Source organism: Salinivibrio sp. ML290 (assembly GCF_001995695.1).
In the GTDB taxonomy this organism is placed as follows: domain Bacteria; phylum Pseudomonadota; class Gammaproteobacteria; order Enterobacterales; family Vibrionaceae; genus Salinivibrio; species Salinivibrio siamensis.
The window spans coordinates 96,171-116,084 of the sequence record NZ_MUEY01000007.1 but is presented as its reverse complement, the minus strand read 5'-3'; the positions used below and the strand labels follow the sequence as shown (position 1 = coordinate 116,084).

21 protein-coding genes are annotated in these 19,914 nt (G+C 49.1%); 11 read left to right on the top strand and 10 right to left on the bottom strand.

The features are described 5' to 3' along the window. Positions 1-18: 18 nt before the first annotated feature. The 3 genes from traF to BZG23_RS08100 all read left to right on the top strand — a co-directional run bounded on the left by traF (position 19) and on the right by BZG23_RS08100 (position 2,034). A complete protein-coding gene (gene traF, locus BZG23_RS08110; RefSeq protein ID WP_077606615.1) occupies positions 19-1,149 on the top strand; it encodes a conjugal transfer protein TraF in 1,131 nt (376 codons plus the stop codon). 86 nt (positions 1,150-1,235) lie between these two features. After that, on the top strand, positions 1,236-1,394 hold the full coding sequence (locus tag BZG23_RS08105; protein ID WP_077579155.1) for a YoaH family protein: 159 nt from the start codon (positions 1,236-1,238) through the stop codon (positions 1,392-1,394). A gap of 85 nt (positions 1,395-1,479) precedes the next feature. Further along, positions 1,480-2,034, top strand: coding sequence for an HD domain-containing protein (locus tag BZG23_RS08100; protein ID WP_046075867.1), 555 nt, complete (start codon positions 1,480-1,482; stop codon positions 2,032-2,034). Between the two features lie 49 nt (positions 2,035-2,083). Here BZG23_RS08100 and nadE read toward each other — a convergent pair whose 3' ends face one another. Beyond that, positions 2,084-2,923, bottom strand: a complete 840-nt coding sequence (gene nadE, locus BZG23_RS08095) for an ammonia-dependent NAD(+) synthetase (RefSeq protein WP_077606614.1) — start codon at positions 2,921-2,923, stop codon at positions 2,084-2,086. Positions 2,924-3,121: 198 nt separating this feature from the next. On the opposite strand from nadE, the gene BZG23_RS08090 reads away from it, so the two are divergent. Then, positions 3,122-3,640, top strand: a complete 519-nt coding sequence (locus BZG23_RS08090; protein ID WP_046075865.1) for a nicotinate-nicotinamide nucleotide adenylyltransferase — start codon at positions 3,122-3,124, stop codon at positions 3,638-3,640. 34 nt (positions 3,641-3,674) lie between these two features. Here BZG23_RS08090 and BZG23_RS08085 read toward each other — a convergent pair whose 3' ends face one another. After that, on the bottom strand, positions 3,675-4,346 hold the full coding sequence (locus tag BZG23_RS08085; RefSeq protein WP_077606613.1) for a hypothetical protein: 672 nt from the start codon (positions 4,344-4,346) through the stop codon (positions 3,675-3,677). Between the two features lie 194 nt (positions 4,347-4,540). Between BZG23_RS08085 and BZG23_RS08080 the strand changes: the two genes are divergently transcribed. Beyond that, complete coding sequence (locus BZG23_RS08080; protein WP_077606612.1) at positions 4,541-5,701, top strand: lysophospholipid acyltransferase family protein; 1,161 nt, start codon at positions 4,541-4,543, stop codon at positions 5,699-5,701. Positions 5,702-5,716: 15 nt separating this feature from the next. Here the strand turns inward: BZG23_RS08080 and BZG23_RS08075 are convergent, their stop codons facing one another. Next, on the bottom strand, positions 5,717-6,631 hold the full coding sequence (locus BZG23_RS08075; protein ID WP_046075863.1) for a LysR family transcriptional regulator: 915 nt from the start codon (positions 6,629-6,631) through the stop codon (positions 5,717-5,719). A 461-nt stretch (positions 6,632-7,092) separates the two neighbouring features. On the opposite strand from BZG23_RS08075, the gene chrA reads away from it, so the two are divergent. Further along, on the top strand, positions 7,093-8,238 hold the full coding sequence (gene chrA, locus BZG23_RS08070; protein WP_077606611.1) for a chromate efflux transporter: 1,146 nt from the start codon (positions 7,093-7,095) through the stop codon (positions 8,236-8,238). Positions 8,239-8,377: 139 nt separating this feature from the next. Here chrA and BZG23_RS08065 read toward each other — a convergent pair whose 3' ends face one another. After that, complete coding sequence (locus BZG23_RS08065) at positions 8,378-9,412, bottom strand: Gfo/Idh/MocA family oxidoreductase (protein ID WP_077606610.1); 1,035 nt, start codon at positions 9,410-9,412, stop codon at positions 8,378-8,380. A gap of 284 nt (positions 9,413-9,696) precedes the next feature. Between BZG23_RS08065 and BZG23_RS08055 the strand changes: the two genes are divergently transcribed. Both BZG23_RS08055 and BZG23_RS08050 read left to right on the top strand, forming a co-directional pair. Next, positions 9,697-10,101 (top strand): antitoxin Xre-like helix-turn-helix domain-containing protein, encoded by a 405-nt coding sequence (locus BZG23_RS08055; protein ID WP_046076072.1) that lies wholly within the window; start codon positions 9,697-9,699, stop codon positions 10,099-10,101. Continuing rightward, positions 10,067-10,789, top strand: a complete 723-nt coding sequence (locus tag BZG23_RS08050) for an RES family NAD+ phosphorylase (RefSeq protein WP_241837196.1) — start codon at positions 10,067-10,069, stop codon at positions 10,787-10,789. Before BZG23_RS08055 ends, BZG23_RS08050 begins: the two co-directional genes overlap by 35 nt. A gap of 304 nt (positions 10,790-11,093) precedes the next feature. Here the strand turns inward: BZG23_RS08050 and BZG23_RS08045 are convergent, their stop codons facing one another. Continuing rightward, positions 11,094-11,645 carry an RES family NAD+ phosphorylase gene (locus BZG23_RS08045; RefSeq protein ID WP_077606607.1) on the bottom strand — a complete coding sequence of 184 codons (552 nt, stop codon included), beginning with the start codon at positions 11,643-11,645 and terminating at the stop codon, positions 11,094-11,096. Next, positions 11,638-12,000: a hypothetical protein gene (locus tag BZG23_RS08040; RefSeq protein WP_046075841.1), complete on the bottom strand. Its 363-nt coding sequence runs from the start codon at positions 11,998-12,000 to the stop codon at positions 11,638-11,640. Before BZG23_RS08040 ends, BZG23_RS08045 begins: the two co-directional genes overlap by 8 nt. A gap of 232 nt (positions 12,001-12,232) precedes the next feature. On the opposite strand from BZG23_RS08040, the gene BZG23_RS08035 reads away from it, so the two are divergent. Beyond that, complete coding sequence (locus BZG23_RS08035) at positions 12,233-13,123, top strand: TPR end-of-group domain-containing protein (protein ID WP_077579138.1); 891 nt, start codon at positions 12,233-12,235, stop codon at positions 13,121-13,123. Positions 13,124-13,192: 69 nt separating this feature from the next. Here BZG23_RS08035 and yciH read toward each other — a convergent pair whose 3' ends face one another. Together yciH and BZG23_RS08025 are read right to left on the bottom strand one after the other, a co-directional pair. Next, positions 13,193-13,516 carry a stress response translation initiation inhibitor YciH gene (gene yciH / locus BZG23_RS08030; RefSeq protein ID WP_046075840.1) on the bottom strand — a complete coding sequence of 108 codons (324 nt, stop codon included), beginning with the start codon at positions 13,514-13,516 and terminating at the stop codon, positions 13,193-13,195. A gap of 94 nt (positions 13,517-13,610) precedes the next feature. Beyond that, on the bottom strand, positions 13,611-13,979 hold the full coding sequence (locus BZG23_RS08025; protein WP_077606606.1) for a DUF3319 domain-containing protein: 369 nt from the start codon (positions 13,977-13,979) through the stop codon (positions 13,611-13,613). 214 nt (positions 13,980-14,193) lie between these two features. On the opposite strand from BZG23_RS08025, the gene BZG23_RS08020 reads away from it, so the two are divergent. After that, positions 14,194-15,147 carry a tyrosine-type recombinase/integrase gene (locus BZG23_RS08020; RefSeq protein ID WP_077606605.1) on the top strand — a complete coding sequence of 318 codons (954 nt, stop codon included), beginning with the start codon at positions 14,194-14,196 and terminating at the stop codon, positions 15,145-15,147. Here BZG23_RS08020 and BZG23_RS08015 read toward each other — a convergent pair whose 3' ends face one another. Next, positions 15,148-16,152, bottom strand: coding sequence for a D-alanine--D-alanine ligase (locus tag BZG23_RS08015; protein WP_077606604.1), 1,005 nt, complete (start codon positions 16,150-16,152; stop codon positions 15,148-15,150). Between the two features lie 229 nt (positions 16,153-16,381). Further along, entirely contained in the window at positions 16,382-16,867 is a 486-nt protein-coding gene (locus tag BZG23_RS08010; protein ID WP_198532123.1) for an SPOR domain-containing protein, read from the bottom strand. A 283-nt stretch (positions 16,868-17,150) separates the two neighbouring features. Here BZG23_RS08010 and BZG23_RS08005 point away from each other — a divergent pair, with 283 nt between their 5' ends. Then, on the top strand, positions 17,151-19,856 hold the full coding sequence (locus tag BZG23_RS08005; protein WP_077606603.1) for a bifunctional acetate--CoA ligase family protein/GNAT family N-acetyltransferase: 2,706 nt from the start codon (positions 17,151-17,153) through the stop codon (positions 19,854-19,856). The last annotated feature ends 58 nt before the right edge of the window (positions 19,857-19,914 follow it).

Below are 19,914 nucleotides of genomic sequence, written 5' to 3'. Positions count from 1 at the left end.
CAATATAGAGGCCGCTCAATGACTTTTAAAACGAAAGCACTTGTTCTAGCGTTAGCCACGTGCTCTGCCAGTGCGATGGCTGCAACCAATCCCACCGATGCGCGCGGCAATGCGATGGGCGGGGTGGGTGTCGCATCGGGCGACTACCTCTCTGCTGGCTTTCATAATCCTGCTTTGGCGGCGCTTGACCCTGACAGCGCGTTTGGTGTTCTCGTGCCTTATCTTGGCGCTGAGGTGCGTGACCCTGATGAGCTGGTTGATGGGCTTGATGATGTAGCAGATGCGTTTGATACCAATGATGCCAATCAAATTGAACAATCATTGAGAGCGGTGCAAGGCGATAAAGCGTATCTCGATGCAGGCGTCGGTGCCGCAGTCGGCATTCCTACTGGCTCTGTCTCGGCCACCCTTTATACCTCAGGGTTGATTGAAGGCGCGGTGTTACCTGATATCGACACCAGTGATTTTGGTGTCACTTCCAACCCCAATTCAACTGCGACCATTATTGCCGCGGGTATTGGTGAGTTAGGGGTCGCGTTGGCCACTAACCTCGAGCTCGCGGGTCAGCGAGTGGCGGTGGGAGTGACGCCGAAACTAGAGAGAATTACCACCTATAATTACGGTGTCGCGGTTGACGATTACGATACGGATGATTGGGATGATAGCCGCTACCGTGAAGAAGAAAACACGTTTAACCTGGACCTTGGCGCCGTCTGGCAGTCCGGCCCTTATCGGGTGGGGCTTGCAGGCAAAAACCTTGTTAGCCAAGATGTCGATACTGTGACCAGCGCGAGAACCGGTCACAGTTTCACCTATGAACTTGAGCCGCAAGTCACGCTGGGTTCAGCCTTTGTATCTGACTTTGTCACCCTCGCGGCGGATTTGGATTTGAACAAGAAAAAGGGCTTTAAAGGTACCCTGGATGTGGACGATGACACCCAGTTTTTCCGGGTTGGGGCAGAGTTTGATGCCTTTGGTCATGCGCAGTTACGTACCGGTTATCGCGCGGATCTTGAAGATAACGTCGACAATGCGTTTACGCTCGGTTTAGGGTTGTCTCCCTTTGGTGTGGCCAACTTCGATATTGCTGCCAGTATTATTGATAGCGACAGTTATGGCGGATCGGCTCAGCTGGCATTCACATTCTAGCCCTTTATTGATGATGACAAATGATGAGGCAGGCCCTAAAATGGCCTGCCTTTTTTGATCACGATTTACCACCAAGAGAGTTCCCTATGTTTGATGGCGTCACGTTAAACCATGAACAACAGCAAGAAGCGGCAGAGCGCATTCATGCACTGATGGCAGAAGGGATGAGCAGTGGCGAGGCCATTATGCACGTTGCTAATGAAATCAGAGCGCAAGCGGCGCAGGCATCTTCGTCTGAAGAGTGAGACAAGCTGCAAACAAATCGCCTTTTTATTTACAATTCCGCCAATCCCTGATTTATTTAAAGGAGATCAGTAAAAGGAGTGTCGGATGAGCAATCGGCTTGAAAAGGCGCGCGAGTGGGCGAGGGTGCGGCACGCACTGCAACGTTATGGTGCCCAGCCTTATCGTTGTCACCTTGATCATGTTGAGCGCATTGCCGCGCCCTTTGGTGAGCAAGCACGCATTGTGGCGCAATTGCATGACATTTTGGAAGATACCGCCACACGTGTTGACGAGATCTCAGCACTTTTCGGCCCAACGGTTGCCAGGGCTGTCATGCTCGTGACGGATCCCCGACGGCCAAGCCGGGAAGAGAGAAAGCGCGCATTGAACCAGCGTTTGATCGCGCTCGATCCGAGCGATGAAGCTGCGTGGCTAGCATTAGTGGTAAAAACCTGTGACCGTTTAGCCAATGTGATTGCCAGTAGTGAGCACAGTCCGCCGCGTTTTTTACAATATCAACGCGAGCATGGAGGCTTCCGGGTCGCGGTGTATCGGCCAGGGTTATGTGATCACCTCTGGCGTGAGCTTGATGGCTTGATTGATGCCGGCCAACAAGCAGACCGGCACCCAGATCATCAACTGCACGCATCCATCTCTTGACTCAGACTAAGCCAGACACGCTTTTCTCCTTAATGCTTTAGTTCATCAATCAGTTATCGAGATCATAAATTGTCGGAATCGGTTGACGTTTGTGCTGTGTGGCTTGGTAAACCTGTATGATTTTCTCCTTAACCGCGTTATCGACAGGCTTGCCCTCAAGAAAATCATCTATTTGCTCATAGGTCAGCTGTAGCGCATCTTCATCCGCTTTTTGCGGTGATAAGTCCTCTAAATCAGCGGTGGGCGTTTTATGCACCAAGATGTCTGGCGCCCCCAATGTGGCCGCGAGTTGACGAACCTGGCGCTTGCTTAAACCAAAGAGCGGCGCAAGATCACACGCACCATCGCCGAACTTGGTATAAAAACCCGTGATGTTCTCAGCTGAATGATCGGTACCAATGACCAGCCCTTGGGTTAATCCTGCTATTTCATACTGTGCCACCATTCTTGCGCGTGCTTTGACATTGCCTTTAGCAAAATCAATACGGCTATCACTATCGGGCAGTAGGCCAACGGCAGATACCGCGTCTAAAACCGATTGGTGGTTACCATCGACACCCGGCTTAACGTTTACTGTGACGGTTTTACTCGGCTTAATAAAAGACAGTGCGAGTTGCGCTTCGTCTTCGTCTTTTTGTTCGCCATAGGGCAACCTAACCGCAATGAATTGATAGTGGTCGTTGCTTGCTTCTTGGTTAAGCTCTTCAACGGCTAACTGTGCCAGTCGTCCACATGTCGACGAATCGACACCACCACTGATACCTAACACGAGGCTACGTGTCCCTGAACGTTGCAACATGGTTTTGATAAAAGCGATGCGACGACGGATCTCTGTTTCAGGATCGATATTCGGTTGAACGCACATGGCTTCGCGGATCTGGTGTTCCATCTTATGTTCCTCTCAATCACTCTGGCATACGATGTAAATGAAGACGCTATGAGGTTATTGTGCATGATCTCTGTTGGCTTGGGTATAGCGCGAGTGAATCTCCTCACGTTGATGGCGACAGGTTGGGCTTTTGGTCAGATTCATGGCATCATCTCCCGTAATCCCTAAACGCGAGAATGACTTGGCGAAGAGCGTATAATGACAGAGCAAATAGCCGTATTTGGCAGTGCATTTAATCCACCTACTCAAGGTCACGCGTCTGTTTTGGCGCAATTGTGTCATTTTGACAAGGTGCTGCTAGTGCCAAGTTATAAACACGCATGGGGCAAAATGATGGCACCTTACGAGACACGATGCGGGTGGGTACAGGCATTGATTAATGATTTGCGCTTACCGAATCTACACGTGTGTCAGCGAGAGGCGTCGTTAGGGCAAAAAGGTGACGCTGTCACGACATACATGCTGCTTTCCGCGTTACAGCGCGATTACCCTGATGCAGCACTCACGTTCGTCGTTGGCCCTGATAATTTGCTCAAATTTGGCCAATTTGCGCATAGTGCGCAAATACTCTCTCGCTGGTCAGTCTTAGGGATGCCTGAGACGGTGGTAGTGCGTAGTACACATATTCGCGAAAGACTGGCGCAAGGCTTACCGATTGATGATCTCACTACACCCAGTATCGCAGCACAGCTGAGCGAGACGGTCTTTTGTCGCTAACGGCCTATCGGTGCGGTTTCAAGAACACGCGCGTTTAGCGTTCAAACACACAGGCATAGCGGGTATACAGGGTGTCAGCGTCGGCTGTGGAGAGTCCGGCCGACTCAGCCGCGCGCTGCGGTGTTTTACCAGACTTTATCGCTGCTCTGAGTTGTCGAACAGTAAAATACTCTTGCAGTTGTTCAATGGTTAGCTGGGTGAGTGCTTGTAATTGGTAGTGTTGCGCTGCGTTCACCGGTGGCTGACCTGTTTGGGCGCACGCCGCACAATCTGCCAGCGCTTGTGTGGGCGCATCGAGTTGTTGCGTCGGAGCCAGATGCATGATTTGGTCAAGCAGCACGGCTTGAATGTGATGCGATTGCTGTGCCGTTAATACGGGTGCTGTCGGCGTGCCAAGTTCCATCAAGCCAGCGGTCAGTAATGGAGGCAAAACAACATGCCCCACGCGCTCAGGGAGAGGGTGTTGTGTGCGTGGTGACACGGCCAATTGGTGTAAACGGGTATCGGGCGTGATGGTCAGTGCGTGAAGGCACTCAAAAGGTAGCCAGAACCCCTGACCGGTATAGACAGGGATATCTGTTTTTCCTAAGCGAACAAGCACCAAACCGTCCTCAACATAAAGCAGGTTCGCTGTGTAGCGGCGCTTTCGAGGGGTGAATATCAATGAGGGTGTGTGATAAAGAGTGTATTCGCTCGTGTTCTTCATAACCGTGTCTCGATGTAATAAGGCGGCAATGGTGATCACTTTTGTTGTCGAGGTCAAGTCAAGGACGGCAGGTGGAACTCTTAACCCGCTTGAAGGTCTGACCTCCAACCTGTGTAAAATTTCGGTGGGTTCACTTTGAATCCTTTGTTGACTGCGTAGAATGGCGCGGTTTTTACTCGATATAATGGAAGAAAGTGCAGACAGTTAACGATCCCTATCAAGAGATTCGTCCTTATCACGACGACGAAGTTCCCAGTGCGATTCAGCGCCTCATCCAAGATGATGAGTTCATTAATGCGATCTTGTCTTATCGCTATCCACATGCGTCTGGCCCACTTGGTTGGCTTTTAAAGCCAGCACTTAAATTGTATCTAACCAAAAAGTGGAACAACATCAAAACAGTGCAGGATGTTCAACTGCATGTTGCCAGTTACATGCGCAAGATGATTAAAACAACGTGCGACAAAGTCACGGTTTCAGGCATAGAAAAGTTGGATCCGAATAAAGCGTACCTCTTTGTCTCGAATCACCGAGATATTGCCATGGATCCCGCGTTAGTAAACTGGTGCTTGCACCAGCAAGGGCTTGATACCGTGAGGATTGCCATTGGTGATAACTTATTGCGTAAGCCGTGTGCGACCGAGCTGATGAAGCTCAATAAAAGCTTTATCGTCAAACGCTCTGCCAAAGCACCACGTGAAATGATGAAGTCGCTATCACAGCTTTCTGCCTATTTACGCTTATCGCTGGATGAGGGGCAATCTATCTGGATTGCTCAGCGTGAGGGGCGGGCAAAGACCGGTCAAGATGTCACGGATCCGGCGATCTTAAAAATGTTCTTTATGGAAGGACGAAAACGTAAGCAAGCGTTTGATGCCTATATGGAGGCACTGAATGTGGTGCCTGTGGCTATCTCTTATCAAAATGACCCGTGTGATGTGGACAAAGCGACTGAATTAGATGCGGTCAATCGCCTTGGCGCCTACGAAAAAAGCGAGTTTGAAGACATTCAAACCATTGTGAAAGGGATTGTCGGAGATAAACGGCATGTGCACGTGGCGTTTGGTGAGCCTGTGACGTTGTCACAAGACACGCCCGAGTCAATGGCCGCGAAAATTGATGCGCAAATCCACCAGTTATACCGTTTATACCCCGCAAATTATATTGCCGCTGGGGTAGAACATGACAGTGTCACGCCAGCAGAGCTGCGCTTATATGAGCAAAAGCTTGCTCAGGCTCCCGACGCGGCACGTGATTACTTGCGCCAAATGTACGCAAACCCGGTACTCAACCAATCAAAGACGGTGCCAACCTCCAATACGCCGACCAGCGGTCTCACTGCTGAGCAGCGATAAGTGACGGCGTCACAATTAAGGGCGATCCCAAGTCGGGGGATCGCCAATTTCTTGCAGCATAAAGTCGACAAACTCTCTCACTTTGGGCGCGAGATGCTTGCGTCTTGGGTAAACAATGTAAATGGGTAACTCAAGACAAGGCTTCCATTCAGGAATGAGCTCAATAAGCTCGCCTTTTTCTATTTCCTCGTTGATAAGGTAAGTAGCTAAATAGGCAATGCCAAGTCCCGCCTTTACCGCCTCTAGCACAGCGGGCGCGTTATTTATTGTGTACTGTCCGCTAACATGCACCACTTGCTCTATGCCCGCTTTTACAAACGGCCATTTATCATAGCGGCGTTCACGGCTTTGATAGGTAATGCAATCGTGCTGACGCAAATCACCCAGTTGTTGTGGTGTGCCTCTCGCTTCTAGGTAGCTGGGTGCCGCGACCAGTTTAAATTGGCAATCAGCCAGCTTTCGCGCCACCATGCCTTCAGGAGGATGTTCATGGATCGCGACCCAGCAATCATAGCCTTCCTCGACGAGGTTAGGGCGGTGGTCAAAAAGGTTAATGTTAAGATTAAGCGCGGGATAAGCTTGGCGGAATTTAGCGAAGTGGCGCGTCATTAATGTATTGCCAAACGACTGTGCGACCCCAATTTTTAGTTTTCCTGTCACTTCATTCCGATAGCCTGCCACCATTGCCTCAGCTTCATCCAACGTGGCGATCAGTTGGCTACCGTATTCTGCATATCTGTTGCCTACTTCGGTAAGCGATACGGAACGCGTGTTGCGCTGCACCAACTGCACACCGAGCCGATCCTCTAAATAGCGAACCTGTTTACTGACCTGGGACTTAGAAATTCCTAGTTTTTCTGCTGCGCGAGTAAAGTGCTGCTCTTGCGCAACAGCCGCTAGCACAACGATTTGTTGAAGGTAATCGAGCATTCTACGCACATCCGTTTCATCAATAGGGTGAGACTACCACATAACGTCGGCTGTCAGGAATGTGTGTGACAATGTCACGCATTATGTTCGTCTAGGGTGGTCATCTATGCTGCCTCGAATCTATTTTATTAAATGCGAATATGTTGTGACATCGACACTTCTATGAGAGCACGACTTTTTGCCTTTGTAAGCGACAGATGATCACCTTACCTTCATTATCACGATAATCATCACAACATACAAAATATTGTTTTATATGCAAAAGTAATGATTGTTTCTCTGAGTAGACACTTAACTTTTAGAGTTGTAAGTACTCACTCTTGTTTGTGTTGTAAACTTACACATCACGATTATGCGGTGCTATGCCTTGTTTATCTATTAATTTAATCGATTCATTAAATCAAAATGTCTTGTTTTTGTTCATTGTTCTATTCGCATACACTCTTAGCAGGAGGTGAGCAATGATTGAGTTGATCAAACAGTTTTTTTTGTTGGGCTGTATGTCCTTTGGTGGGCCCGCCGCCCATGTGGGTTATTTTGAGCGGGTTTTTGTCAAAAATAAGCGATGGTTAAGCGAAGAAACATTTGCTTCGGGTCTGGCAATCAGTCAGTTTTTACCCGGTCCGGGAAGTAGCCAGTTAGGCATGTATATTGGCTATCAGCGTGCAGGGTACCTGGGGGCGTTCGGCGCATTTGTGGCGTTTACCTTACCTTCCTTTGCCTTATTGACAGCAGTGGCGGTACTAAACAGTGGCGCGCAGGCAGCAGACTGGGTGGCAACGATCATCAGTGCGGCGAAGTTATTGGCGGTGGTGGTCGTCATTGATGCGACGGTGTCGATGGGTAAAAAGTTTGTCAGCTCGTGGGTGACTGCCGCTGTCGCAGTTATAACGGCATTGTGGTTGTTACTGACGCCTTCAGGCGTGTTGTACCAAATTCTGCCCATTTTGGTCGCCGGCATGATTGGCGCAATAGGGTTTGCAAAAGCGCAGCAGAGCCACACTGTCGTGTCTATTGCGTGGCGTCGTAGTGCCATTATTATTGGCCTGTTTTTATTATTGCTAACGGTGCCTTGGTTGTTTAACCAGACACTTTGGGTACAAGTGTTTAATCTTTTCTATCAGGCAGGGAGCTTTGTGTTTGGTGGTGGCCATGTCGTGCTACCTTTACTTGAGCCCATAGTTGGTGACGTTGTCACAGATTCTGCGTTGATTGAAGGGTATGCGGCGGCACAGCTTGTGCCTGGCCCTATGTTCACGATGGCGAGCTACCTTGGTGCCAGTATTGATGGCTTGTCACCGCTTTGGGGCAGTATTATTGCCACTATCGCGATTTTCTTGCCTGGCGCGTTGCTGATGTTTGGTGTTTTACCTATCTGGGAGGCGGTGAAAACGCAGCCTCGTTTGGCCGGTGCGATCAGCCTCATTAATGCCAGTGTCGTGGGGTTACTCGCTGCCGCGCTTTACCAACCTGTATGGGTGTCTGCCTATACGCARCCCCTTGATTTATTGCCGATAGCGCTAGGTTTAATGGCACTTATCAAGTGGCGTGTTTCAGTGTTTTGGTTGCTCCTATTGATGATGGTGTATCAGTTTACTCTCGCGTAATACGCGCCGAATTTTGTAGCCCTGCCATGTTCTGGGCTACATTTTGGCATTATAATGCACTATAACTTTAGTGGTTGTTCGAAAAAAGCTCAGTCACATCTGTCAATGTAGCTAAGCTTTATTCATCAATTGGTGAGGATCAGGCTTGGAACTGCCAGGGTTGGCGACTGCCCGTATCAGAGGCTGTTTGTGCCAGCTCAATGGCATAGATAACTTTGCTGGCGGAGATAGGGCAAACAGGCGAGGGTTGGTCATTTGTAATTGCCTGAGCTAACCCGTCGAATAGTCGATGGTATTGGCCATCTTCTAAGGTCAAGGGATCAGGTGTGACGCTGTCACCAATCTCAAGCATTCCCTGATACGCTTGTTCTCCGAAACCGGAGACGGTGACCATTAAACCGGCGCGTAGTTGATCCTCTTGGATATCTAAACCAAACGTACTAAAGGTCGCTTTTTCACCATGAACAACAAAACGCTCTGTGGTCCCAGATCGATAGGGGCTAGAGGAGAGAACCACCTCTTTGTCTGGGTAATGCAGGGTGACTTGAAAGTAATCTGTCGTCTCACTGCCTGGGCGGAGTGCGCGGCAACTGGCCGAAACCGCATTCGGATCCCCTAATAAGTGCAGTGCTTGGTCAATTAAATGTGAGCCCAAATCATACAAGATACCGGCGCCTTCACCTGGTAGCTCACGCCACCGTTGACGCACCTCTGGGCGGTAGCGATTAAAGCTAGAGTGCATGACTTTGATGTCACCGAGCTCGCCTGCAAGATGTAAGCCTTTCAGAGTGAGAAAATCACCATCCCAGCGGCGGTTATGGTAGGGGCACAATACTAAGCCTTTCTGTTTAGCCAGCGCGGCCAGCTCAAGGCCATCACGACTATTGGTGACAAAAGGCTTTTCCACTAAGACATGACAACCGGCTTCTAATGCTTGTTTAACATGTTGGTAGTGGAGATGGTTGGGCGTGGTGATCACCACCAAATCCGGGGCTTGTTGTGCTAATAAGGTGCTGAGATCATCAAAGCAGGCCGCTTTAGGTAACCGTTGTGCAACCTGATCGGGTTTACTGGACACGACAGCTGAGATAGCAAACTCAGAGATTGCGCTCAGAAAAGGAACATGAAATGTATTGGCAGAAAAGCCAAAACCCACCAAAGCTGTTTTTATCATAAAGCTCACTCGCATTGACGACGTATTATCAGCACTTTATCGGACATCGACATGCCAATCAATCCAAGCGAGATGAGGAGTGATAACGCGTCGCTGTTAAATGCGCCAAGGCATACAAAAGGGCGAAATCAGAAGAATGCTTTAGATCGTTGATATGGTTGCGAGGTTTGGTCAATCCAAGACGAAAAAATGTCGCGAGCTGTGTAAGGTTATCGGTCTCATTGTGGACAAAATTAAACATTAGGTCCACAATGAGAGTGTGCAAACATGAAATGGTGAATGATATGACAGCAGCACAAGCACTAAAAGCGGCAGACAAGAAGAGAATGGCTCAGGTCGGCTTCAAGGCTGCTGTAAACATAATGGAAGGATGGGGATGTACCGGAGCAGACATGCAACGAATTCTTCGCATACCAAGGTCTACGTTCCAAAAGTATAAGGCTAACCCAGACACGATATCTATGGATGATGATCAGCTTGAGCGTTTGAGCTACATCGCAAACATCCACGGTAGTCTTCGAATCATCTTCGATAACCAAGAGAACGTTCAGGGGTTCATGTCTATGGAGAACAAAAACGCTTACTTTGAAGGGCGGACTCCTTTATCTATTATTAGTAGCGGCAAGTTTGCTGACCTCTACGAAGTGTTCTGTCGTGTCGACGCTTTACGTTCCGGTCAGTGGGGATAAAATGCTGAATGCTCGAGAAAATCAAGCGGTAGGATATAGGCTCATTCCGTCTAAGTACCCGACGATTGACTTGTTTGATGATGTCGTCAACCCTGAGGACTTTGAGGTGATGTATCAACTGCAAGCATTGACGAATCCACGTATTCGCGATGAAGTGGGCGATGTATCCCTGATTAAGCCGGAAGAAATCCCGTACCACTGTGAGCGTGGGCGTAGCTATGCTGTCGCTGCCTTTACTCACATTAATCGTGATGGTTCACGTTTCGCTGATGGCAGCTTTGGAATGCTGTATATCGGCGACACCGAACAAACCGCTTTAAAGGAAGTCATGTATCACCAGCGCAAGTATTGGACTGATGTTAATGGGCTTCATTATGATCGCTTGGTGTTTAGGGCGCTTCGTTTCACATTTGATGACGATAAAGTGATTGATGTGCGCGATAAGCCAATGACCGATCCAATCTATGACCTTATTGATTACTCCGCGGCACAGGCGCTTGGTCGTCAGGTTCGGCAAGATGATACATTAACAGGGATCCGCTACAACTCAGTACGAAATGAAAAAGGGAGCTGTTGGGCGATGTCTACGCCACAAGTTGTTAGCGACGTCATACAATGCTTCCATGCAGAAATGATTTGGAACGGAAAAGAAATCAGTCAGGTCGAGAAGATTTACTCAATGGCGTAATCGACGCGATTGCATGTTAACAAACAAACCCTCAGTGCGCATTATGTATGTTATGTTAAATATAGTTTGGGAGTGCAGAAGTAAAACGAGGTTTGTTGTTTATCATATAGAGAGCGCTGCTGATGCGCCATTACGACAACTGTCGCCCTACTTAGCGACGTGTATTCATGCTTGCCCATCATTCACCATAAACGATATTTACCATAAAATAGCTAATCACCACTTTCTTTAACCCACTCAGTTCAAATGCTCCGCTTGATCTGAGATGCTTCAAGCGCGCGGTGATGAGCCAAAAAGATCTGCGTTATCTTATACTTTTACCGCATTGAAGCGTCAGCTCGTCAAAGTCATCGATCACTTTAATCATGTTGGGTGGCGTATCACGCCATCGCCAAAATACGATATTTTTCATCTCTCGAGTGGCGCCACGCGCAAAACTGGGCACAATAATGGCGTTGACCTTTGCACTGATAAGCTGTTTCGATAAGTGCCAACTATCGGGAGTTTGGCTCTGGATCACTTGATCTAACCAAGCACAGCTTAGCGTCGAGGGCTTGATGCCACAGTTTAGCAGTACTGTCCCATCGGTCAGGTCGAGTACATTGTCACAGTCAATATCATACTGACATATTGTCAAAGGCTGAGCTTTAAAACGAAACCCCTGCTGAGCCTCTACCCATGCACCCGATTGAGACAATGAGGTGTACAGAGCGGCAACGCCTTTGGGGTTAAAGCGTCCACCATTGCGTCTTGCTCCTTGCCCACTGTTAGGCGCGTATGACCAGCGAGGGTTATGGCCACGAAATACCGCACCTTCAAAGCGAAATAGGTATTCCTGTAGCTTTTCTTTACGCATAACCGCCTTCGCTCGTATGGTTAAGGTAGGCTCTCAGCGCGTCCATTCGATCGTGTTTAACCAGTTGCTCTGCGGTTAATCCGCCAAACTCTGGTAGCCCTTCGCTCCGATACCATGCGTAGGCATGAAATTCATTTCCCGTCCACGGAAGGATTCGGTTGATCACTTCTGTGCAGTTACGCAGTTGTTGCTGTGCCTTGATCGTTGAGTATCGCTCTGTGCGGCTTAACGTGGAATAAGGTAATCCAGACAAAGACGCGATTTCTTTCAAATTGGTATGGAAGAACGCGGCCATTTTGCTTGGTTCGACGATACCCTCTGCGTTCATGACTGCATCTAAAATGGATTGGTTCATTTCGCTCACCATGTCAGCAATATTTGACTTATATACATCCAATATGATTGTCAGTATGGTTATTGTCAAGGCGAGTATGTGCTGTGCTTAGCGTATCAATCATGGCACGTGTAGGGCGACGGATTGTGAAAAGTCATCTTATCGGCGAATTCCACCTGTTAACCTTTTTAGTCTGCAGAAGGTTTGCTAAAGTCTCGCTAGTTCTAAACTGATTCGTTACATAAGGATAACCATGAAAGCGCACATTTGGGCTTGTTTGCTCGTGGCGTTGGCAAGCTTCAGTGTTATTGCTGAAGATGAAAACGATGTCAAGCATACCAAAGCGGCGAAAGAGCCGACGTCGTATGCTGAGCAAAGTATCTACGATAAGCCGTTGATGGAAAGATACGTTTTGGATGAAATCCGAAACTTAAGAACAGATTTCCAGGCGCTAGAAAAGCGAATGGTGACGGAAATTACCGATCGTGAGCTGGACGTAGCGGATAAGTCATTGAACTATGCCAACGTGACGGTGACCTACTTCTTTTATTTGATAGCCGGTGCGGCCTCATTGATTGCATTGGTTGGTTGGCAGTCTTTGCGCGATATAAAAACCAATACCAAAGAGTTGGCCGATCAACAACTGTCAGAGATTGCAGAGCAATATGAACGCAAGTTCCAAGCCTTGGAGCGGGACTTGAAGCGTAAAACACGCATTATTGCAGAAAACAATAAAGAGATTGAGCGTATCAACGAGATCCATAACTTATGGCTACGCGCTCAACACTCGCAGACGCCTGAGCAGCGGATGGAAATTTACAATGAAATCCTGAAAATCCGCCCAGGTGACCTCGAGGCGCTCACCCATAAGGCGGATGCGGCAATGGAAATGGGCGAATACCATTGGGCGCTTAGCATCAGTAACCGCGTACTGGAAGTGGATGAACGTAATGCCAACGCCCTCTTCCAGCGTGCGTGCGCCTATGCGCGATTGGGGGCTGAAGATCAGGCAGTGTCTGACTTAGAACTGGCGGTTGCAGAAAGTGCGTCGCTGCGCGAAGCCGCCCGTGAAGAAGCGGACTTTGAATCATTGCATGGTAATGAGCGCTTTGATGCCTTGATTGATGCTGAAGGCCAAGTTTAAATAAGGCGGAATACAAAAAGGCAGCGTGGGCTGCCTTTTTTACTTCTATTAGGATGTTGTTTTTAACACCTAGCCACCTGCCAGTTTCACCGTATGGCCTTTCTTTTCTAGGTGCGCCTTGAGGGTATCACGCTTGTCCCCTTGGATTTCAATGACGCCCTCTTTGACTGCGCCACCACACCCGCACACTTTTTTAAGCTCGGCGGCCAGCAGTTTCAGCGCGCCATCATCGAGATCCAACCCGGTTACCAGGCTGACGCCTTTGCCTTTGCGCCCTTTTGTTTGTCGCTGAATACGAACGATGCCATCACCTTTAGGTCGGCTTGGCTTTTCTGGCTCGGCTTTAATTCTGCCCGTTTCGGTCGAGTAAACTAAATGATTATTGTCAGACATAACTCTGTCTCGTTGAAGCGTTTGACCTCACTATATCAAAGCTGAATCAACTTAGCAGCCAGTGACAGAATGAGCAACTCGGTGACTATCCGTGTTAAGCACGGAGTTGCTCTGCATTTTTATCAATAAAGTGTTTGAGTGCGGGCAGCGAGCCTTTCATCAAGTTACCGCGCACAATCATGTACCAGCCCTTTTCGTCTTTTTCTGGGTCGTCGTTCATGATACGAAAACCTTTATATTCTTCTACCTGCTTTTTGGACGATACGTGATCCTCTTCATCATCAAAATCAGCGGGCTCCACGAATGTGTTTGTGTCAGCCCACCACTCGATTGACTTTTTTATATTCTGCAAACTGCYAGAGATAGATTTACCTGCGACTCTAGCCCGGTAAACCTCCGTGGTATCTTGACCACCTTCTGTCTTTTCAATCGTATAACCGCGATGAAAAAGGCGTCGAGTCATGGCTCTCTCCTTTCGCGAACAATAATCCGATACCTATGTATGCAATGGATTACGAACATTCTTCATTTTTAGACTATTATCACGTGTTGTTCGAGCAATTTCATCAAGCCTAAGCCGCTGATAGACCGAGTAATAGGCAAATTGAGATATGTTTCAAACAATTTGCACTGATGTCTGATACATTAGTGCTAGCAATAAAAAGTTATAGTGCATTATGAAGAAATTATTACCATTAGACCCAAGTGACATTGAAGCAAGTCAAACTCGCTTTAACACTGGTGCATTAAGCATTGAAGAATGGTCGTCCATCACACAAAACGCCTACAGCAAAAACTCGCTATTGAGTTATCGCAACGACTGGCGCGTTTTCGTTGCTTTCTGTCAAGAACAAAACGTGACGCCCCTTCCTTGTGCCGTCACCACACTGCGCCGTTTTGCTGAAATAACGGCGAACCAGCGCAAGATTTCTGCAGTGCGTCGAATGGTTATCACCGTCGGTTTGGTGCACAAGCTTCACCAATTCAAAGACCCGAGCAAGCATCGAGAAGTGAAGTACGCAATGGCTCGCCTTCTGCAAGAGAAATTACCGGAAAGCCGCGAAGCCACACCTTTTCAAGCCTATCACTTAGCTAGCTTAAATCAGCAGCTTGCAAACTCTAAGCGCCTAAAGGATATTCGAGACCGCTTGGTTTGGTCGCTTTGTTATGAAGGATTATTAAAGCGAAGTGAATTAGCCGCCCTGTCGGTGGAGGACCTTGTCACCGCTGAAGGCCAAGCATTCATTTTGGTGAAAGAGCAACGCGTGCCGCTGTCTGAATCAGTCGCAACGCTGCTCATGGACTGGCTCGAAAAAACAGGGATCAGCCAAGGTCCCCTACTCCGTCGAATCAACAAACATGGTCACTTAGGAGAAGCGCCTCTCGACCCTTCCTCTATCTATCGCGTGTTCCGCCGAGCCAGTACACTTTTAGACGAGTCGGTCACTTTCTCTGGCCAGTCACCGCGTGTGGGAGCGAGCCAATCGCTGGCGAAACAGGGAATGTCCATTAAACAAATTCAGTATATGGGACGTTGGAAAAGCCCAGCCATGCCAGCGCAATATGTCGGTAACACGGTAGCTAGTGAGCAAGCCAAGTCGCGTTACCGACGCAAAAAGCTCACCGATTAATCAATTAACCCGCCGGCCCGTGGCCGTGCTAATACAGGATGCCAAATATTCATGGAATGCCAAGCCATGGTGCTCCACCAGTTTGGGGAACATAGAAATAGGTGTCATGCCAGGAAACGTATTGATTTCATTAACTAAGATTTCGTTGTCTTCCGTTAAGAAGAAATCGATACGCGACATATCTTTTAAACGTAGTTGCTTGAATGCTTGATGTGCGTATGAACGAATTGCCTCGACCTGGTCTTCGGTCAGATCTTCTGCCTCAATGTAGGTATTACTGTGGCTACCCTCGCTATACTTTTCTTCGTAAGTGTAAAAGCTCCCTTCAGGGCAACGGATTTCCCCAGGGCGCGTCACTATGATCTCATCGCCGACTTGAAACGCCGCCACTTCTAATTCACGCGGCTTGATGGCTTTTTCGATCAATACTTGGTCCGAGAAGGTGAATGCATCGGCAATCCGCGCTTGTAGCTGCGCTGCATCCGTTACGTGGTAACAACCCACACTGGAGCCTTGGCTCGCCGCTTTCACAAACACCGCCTGATGGTCGGCTAAAAACGCGGAGGCACGTGCTTGACTCTGCTCGCCTTGGTCGGTGATAAACACATAGGGAGTATTGGGGATGCCCAGTGCATCAAACCATAGCTTTGACGTTATTTTATTAAAACAGATCTGGCTGCCTTCCGCGTCACACCCTAAATAAGGAAGGCCAGTGATCGTCAGTAATGACTGAATATCGCCTGTTTCGCCCGGGAAGCCATGAAGGCAAGGCACGACATAGTGAATTTGCGTGTGTTCTACTTTACTGCACAGGTTGCCATCTGTATCGAGGTGACAGCGCATGCCATCATCAAGGCGCCACCCGTCTTGGGTCATTTCAACTTTGTGCACCTTAATGCGCGGTAATTTAGCCAATTGTGATTCAATATACTGAGCAGACACGAGGGAAATATCATGTTCTGCCCCGCCGCCGCCGCATAACAAAAGCAGGTTGAGTTTGGTCATTTTCTTCTCTCATCACGCGTCGAAACGCGCTATTCGGACATTAACGCCATAGTAGACAAATGCCGTTTCGCTTTCATCTATCAGAGACGTTTTATTGGTTGATTAGAGCCCATTTGCTGCAGGTTTGTTCAATCTGTGCTGCCAATGCGTCTCCACAATACAGGGATAAACGCCACGCAACAAAAAAGCTGGCATTCGCCAGCTCTTTTCAACCACACCAATTTGCGAATTAATTTATACGGATCATCTCAGGTGTTGAAGACCGTTTTATTTTACCAATATCGCGTACAAAAGGACCATATTGCTGAATCGTTTGTGGCAGCGCTTTAATCGCACGCTTGGCCGCATCACGGCTTGGGTACTCACCATACAACAAGGTGTACCAAGGCAAACCATCTACCATTTTTTTGTTGCTCCACAATGGCTGGTCGCTCGGAAGCCGTTTGGCATAATCACTGAACCCTCTATCATGGCTAAGGGCAACGACTTGGATGGTATACCCAGCGCCTTGCGTCGCTGATTTCACCGTTTGCTTTTTCGGTGCCGGCTTCGGCTCAGGCTTGGCCGTGTTCATCATTGGCTCGGCGTCTGCCGTTTGCGCGGTATCGCGCTTGTCAGTTGATTCAATTGTCTGACTGTAGATTTCAGTGGTAACGCCACCGCTACTGCATCCAGTTAGCAGTATCGCGATGGCCAGTAAGCCCAATTTTTTCATTGTGATTCTGTCAGTTATCCAAGTTTGTTTCATTGTGCCCCCGACCCAGTAGCCATTCAACCAAAAGTTATCCTCTTGCACGAGGTTTCCGGCTACAGCTCACAGATAGTCATGTTAAACGTCGTTTTTTAGTCTATCTCACGGTTCACTTTCTGCCATGCCGAGATCACATTGCGTTAAAAAAAACCGTTGAATTCAAGCGCGAACCGATAAACTGGCTTGTGAACACGCTTGCGCCATTGCGCACCACAAGCAAGCACTCGTCAAACCAACGGAGGGCATCATGGCCGGTATCGATCAACTCCTCAAGCCAAAGTCCATCGCGGTGGTGGGCGCCTCTGATCACAGTGGTCGTGCAGGCTACGTTGTTACACGCAATTTGCAATCCGGCGGCTTCCAAGGCCCTATCATGCCCGTGACACCCAAATACCAAGCGGTCGCCGGTATCTTGGCCTACAAAACAGTGGCTGATCTCCCCTTGGTGCCTGATTTGGCCATCCTCTGTACGCGTGGCGAGATCACGCCTCCTCTTATTGAGCAGCTTGGCGAGCGCGGAGTAAAGCTCGTGATTGTGCTAGCAGCGGGAATGCGGGGGCAATTAAATGCTGAGGGGGTAAGTCAGTATGACGCTATGCAACAGATTGCGGCGAAATATACCATGCGGGTGCTCGGTCCCAATAGCCTTGGCATGATCTTACCTTGGCTCAATCTCAATGCGTCGTTTGCGCCAGTACCCGCCAATAAAGGCAATATTGCCTTTGTGTCTCAATCAGCCGCCGTTTGTACCACCATCTTAGATTGGGCGCGGAACAAACGCATCGGTTTTTCCACCTTTATCTCGCTCGGTGAAGCGAGCGATATCGACTTCCCAGAGTTACTCGATTTTCTTTGTCGCGACAGTAAAACCGACGCTATTTTGCTGTATGTCGACTCTATACGCGACGCGCGCCGATTTATATCAGCTGCTCGTGCCGCTGCCCGTAATCGACGAATTCTCGTGCTTAAAAGTGGCCGCACACGAGGTGGCTCTGTTGCACTCGAGCAGCTCAGTCATACCAACATTGGCTTAGATGCCGCTTATGATGCGGCTATTCGCCGCTCTGGGATGCTACGTGTCAACAATACCCACGAGCTTTTTGCCGCTGTTGAAACGCTTTCTCACTCGGTACCCCTTCGCGGAGAACGCCTTGCGATTATTACCAATGGGGGTGGGCCGGCGGTGATGGCCGTCGATACGCTCATGGATACCGGTGGCAAACTGGCCACGCTCAGCGAGCAGACGCTCGACGCATTGCACCAGGTCCTTCCCAAAAGTTGGTCGCAAACTAACCCCATTGACATTGTTGGTGACGCCGACATGCAAAGATATCAAGCGGTGATTGATATCGTACTAAACAGTGACGATGCCGATGCTGTGCTCATCATGCACTCTCCTTCTGTCACGGCACCAGGACTGGCGACCGCTAAGGCCATAATCCATTCACTCAAAGAAAACCCGCGCGCGCGTCGATTCAATATTCTGACCAACTGGCAAGGCGAAGGCGATGATGCCACGGTCGCGCGTCTCGCTTTTACCCACGCCGGGTTCCCGACCTATCGCACACCCGAAAGCGCCGTCACCGCCTACATGCACCTTGTAGAATACAGACGCAATCAAAAGCAATTAATGGAAACGCCCACCTCAACCGGGAGTATGGACTACGACTTGCCCGCCGCTCGCGCCTTTATCGATCAAGCAGAAGATATCGAGCATTTGACCTTAACCACCCATGAAGTCCGTCCCTTGCTCGAAGCCTATGGCATGCAAGTAATATCGACATGGCTCGCCACCGATTCCGTCGAGGCGGCACAAATTGCCGAGCAAGTCGGCTATCCTGTGGCGGTAAAACTCCGCTCCCCAGATATTCGCCATAAATCCGATGTACAAGGCGTGATGCTCAATCTACGCACCGGCGCCGAAGTCGCCAATGCCGCCCAAGCAATTGTTGATCGCGTCGCGGTCACGTTCCCAGAGGCTCGAATTCAAGGCTTACTTGTTCAATCCATGGCTTCCCGCGCTGGCGCGCAAGAATTGCGGGTCACCATCAGCAACGATCCCGTATTTGGTACCATTATTCTGCTGGGTGAGGGAGGCTCGGATTGGGATGTGACCAAAGATGCCGCCGTTGCGATCCCGCCATTAAACATGGCATTGGCACGTTATCTGGTCATTGGCGCGATAAAGAGCGGCAAAATCAAACAACGTGGTTTTCCGATCTCCATTGATATTGCAAGTTTGTGTCGCTTTTTAGTGACCCTGTCACAGATGATCATTGATTGCCCCGAAATTGATGAACTCGATATTCATCCTTTATTGGTGTCTGGCAATGAGCTGACTATTTTGGATGCATCCCTACGATTGCGCGATTACGCAGGTAGTCAACAAAAGCGGTTAGCGATACGCCCCTACCCGAAAGAGCTTGAGCAGTCTATCCAGCTCAAAAACAGGCAGACCATTCTGCTGCGCCCCATCCTCCCCGAAGACGAGCCGACGCACAAAGCCTTCGTAGAAAAAGTGTCCGAAGAAGATTTGTATCGTCGATTTTTTTCTGACGTCGGCGAGCTCAACCATGAAGCGCTCGCTAATTTAACCCAAATTGATTATGACCGTGAAATGGCACTCGTGGCTACTTGTCATCTTGCGTCTGGCGAAGAAGAGATTTGGGGGGTAGCACGCTTGCTGGCTGACCCACAAAACACCGACGCTGAGTTTGCCGTGCTCGTGCGCTCCGACCTAAAAGGAGTGGGGTTAGGTCGCGTGCTCATGCAAGCGATCATCGATTATGGTCGTCAAGCGGGGTTGTCGCGGATCACCGGGATGACCATGCCCAATAACCGTGGGATGATCGCATTGGCACAAAAATGTGGTTTTAGTATTGATGTGCAAATGGAAGATGGCATTGTCGATATGCAACTGTCTTTGCACCCAAACCCGCCGATTAACGATTAAGAGCGTCTCGGCGGTCTTCGACTGTGTTCGTACGCCGTGCGATCGGACTCACTGATCG

What these genes read in the sequence shown, in the direction of transcription:
- BZG23_RS08045 (WP_077606607.1), bottom strand. Translation starts at nt 11,645, where the DNA reads ATGCGTAAAGAAAAGCTACAGGAATACCTATTTCGCTTTGAAGGTGCG.
- BZG23_RS08035 (WP_077579138.1), top strand. Translation starts at nt 12,233, where the DNA reads ATGAAAGCGCACATTTGGGCTTGTTTGCTCGTGGCGTTGGCAAGCTTC.
- BZG23_RS08015 (WP_077606604.1), bottom strand. Translation starts at nt 16,152, where the DNA reads ATGACCAAACTCAACCTGCTTTTGTTATGCGGCGGCGGCGGGGCAGAA.
- BZG23_RS08085 (WP_077606613.1), bottom strand. Translation starts at nt 4,346, where the DNA reads ATGAAGAACACGAGCGAATACACTCTTTATCACACACCCTCATTGATA.
- BZG23_RS08055 (WP_046076072.1), top strand. Translation starts at nt 9,697, where the DNA reads ATGACAGCAGCACAAGCACTAAAAGCGGCAGACAAGAAGAGAATGGCT.
- BZG23_RS08090 (WP_046075865.1), top strand. Translation starts at nt 3,122, where the DNA reads ATGACAGAGCAAATAGCCGTATTTGGCAGTGCATTTAATCCACCTACT.
- BZG23_RS08065 (WP_077606610.1), bottom strand. Translation starts at nt 9,412, where the DNA reads ATGATAAAAACAGCTTTGGTGGGTTTTGGCTTTTCTGCCAATACATTT.
- yciH (WP_046075840.1), bottom strand. Translation starts at nt 13,516, where the DNA reads ATGTCTGACAATAATCATTTAGTTTACTCGACCGAAACGGGCAGAATT.
- BZG23_RS08005 (WP_077606603.1), top strand. Translation starts at nt 17,151, where the DNA reads ATGGCCGGTATCGATCAACTCCTCAAGCCAAAGTCCATCGCGGTGGTG.
- traF (WP_077606615.1), top strand. Translation starts at nt 19, where the DNA reads ATGACTTTTAAAACGAAAGCACTTGTTCTAGCGTTAGCCACGTGCTCT.
- BZG23_RS08040 (WP_046075841.1), bottom strand. Translation starts at nt 12,000, where the DNA reads ATGAACCAATCCATTTTAGATGCAGTCATGAACGCAGAGGGTATCGTC.
- nadE (WP_077606614.1), bottom strand. Translation starts at nt 2,923, where the DNA reads ATGGAACACCAGATCCGCGAAGCCATGTGCGTTCAACCGAATATCGAT.
- BZG23_RS08010 (WP_198532123.1), bottom strand. Translation starts at nt 16,867, where the DNA reads ATGAAAAAATTGGGCTTACTGGCCATCGCGATACTGCTAACTGGATGC.
- BZG23_RS08020 (WP_077606605.1), top strand. Translation starts at nt 14,194, where the DNA reads ATGAAGAAATTATTACCATTAGACCCAAGTGACATTGAAGCAAGTCAA.
- BZG23_RS08100 (WP_046075867.1), top strand. Translation starts at nt 1,480, where the DNA reads ATGAGCAATCGGCTTGAAAAGGCGCGCGAGTGGGCGAGGGTGCGGCAC.
- BZG23_RS08075 (WP_046075863.1), bottom strand. Translation starts at nt 6,631, where the DNA reads ATGCTCGATTACCTTCAACAAATCGTTGTGCTAGCGGCTGTTGCGCAA.
- BZG23_RS08105 (WP_077579155.1), top strand. Translation starts at nt 1,236, where the DNA reads ATGTTTGATGGCGTCACGTTAAACCATGAACAACAGCAAGAAGCGGCA.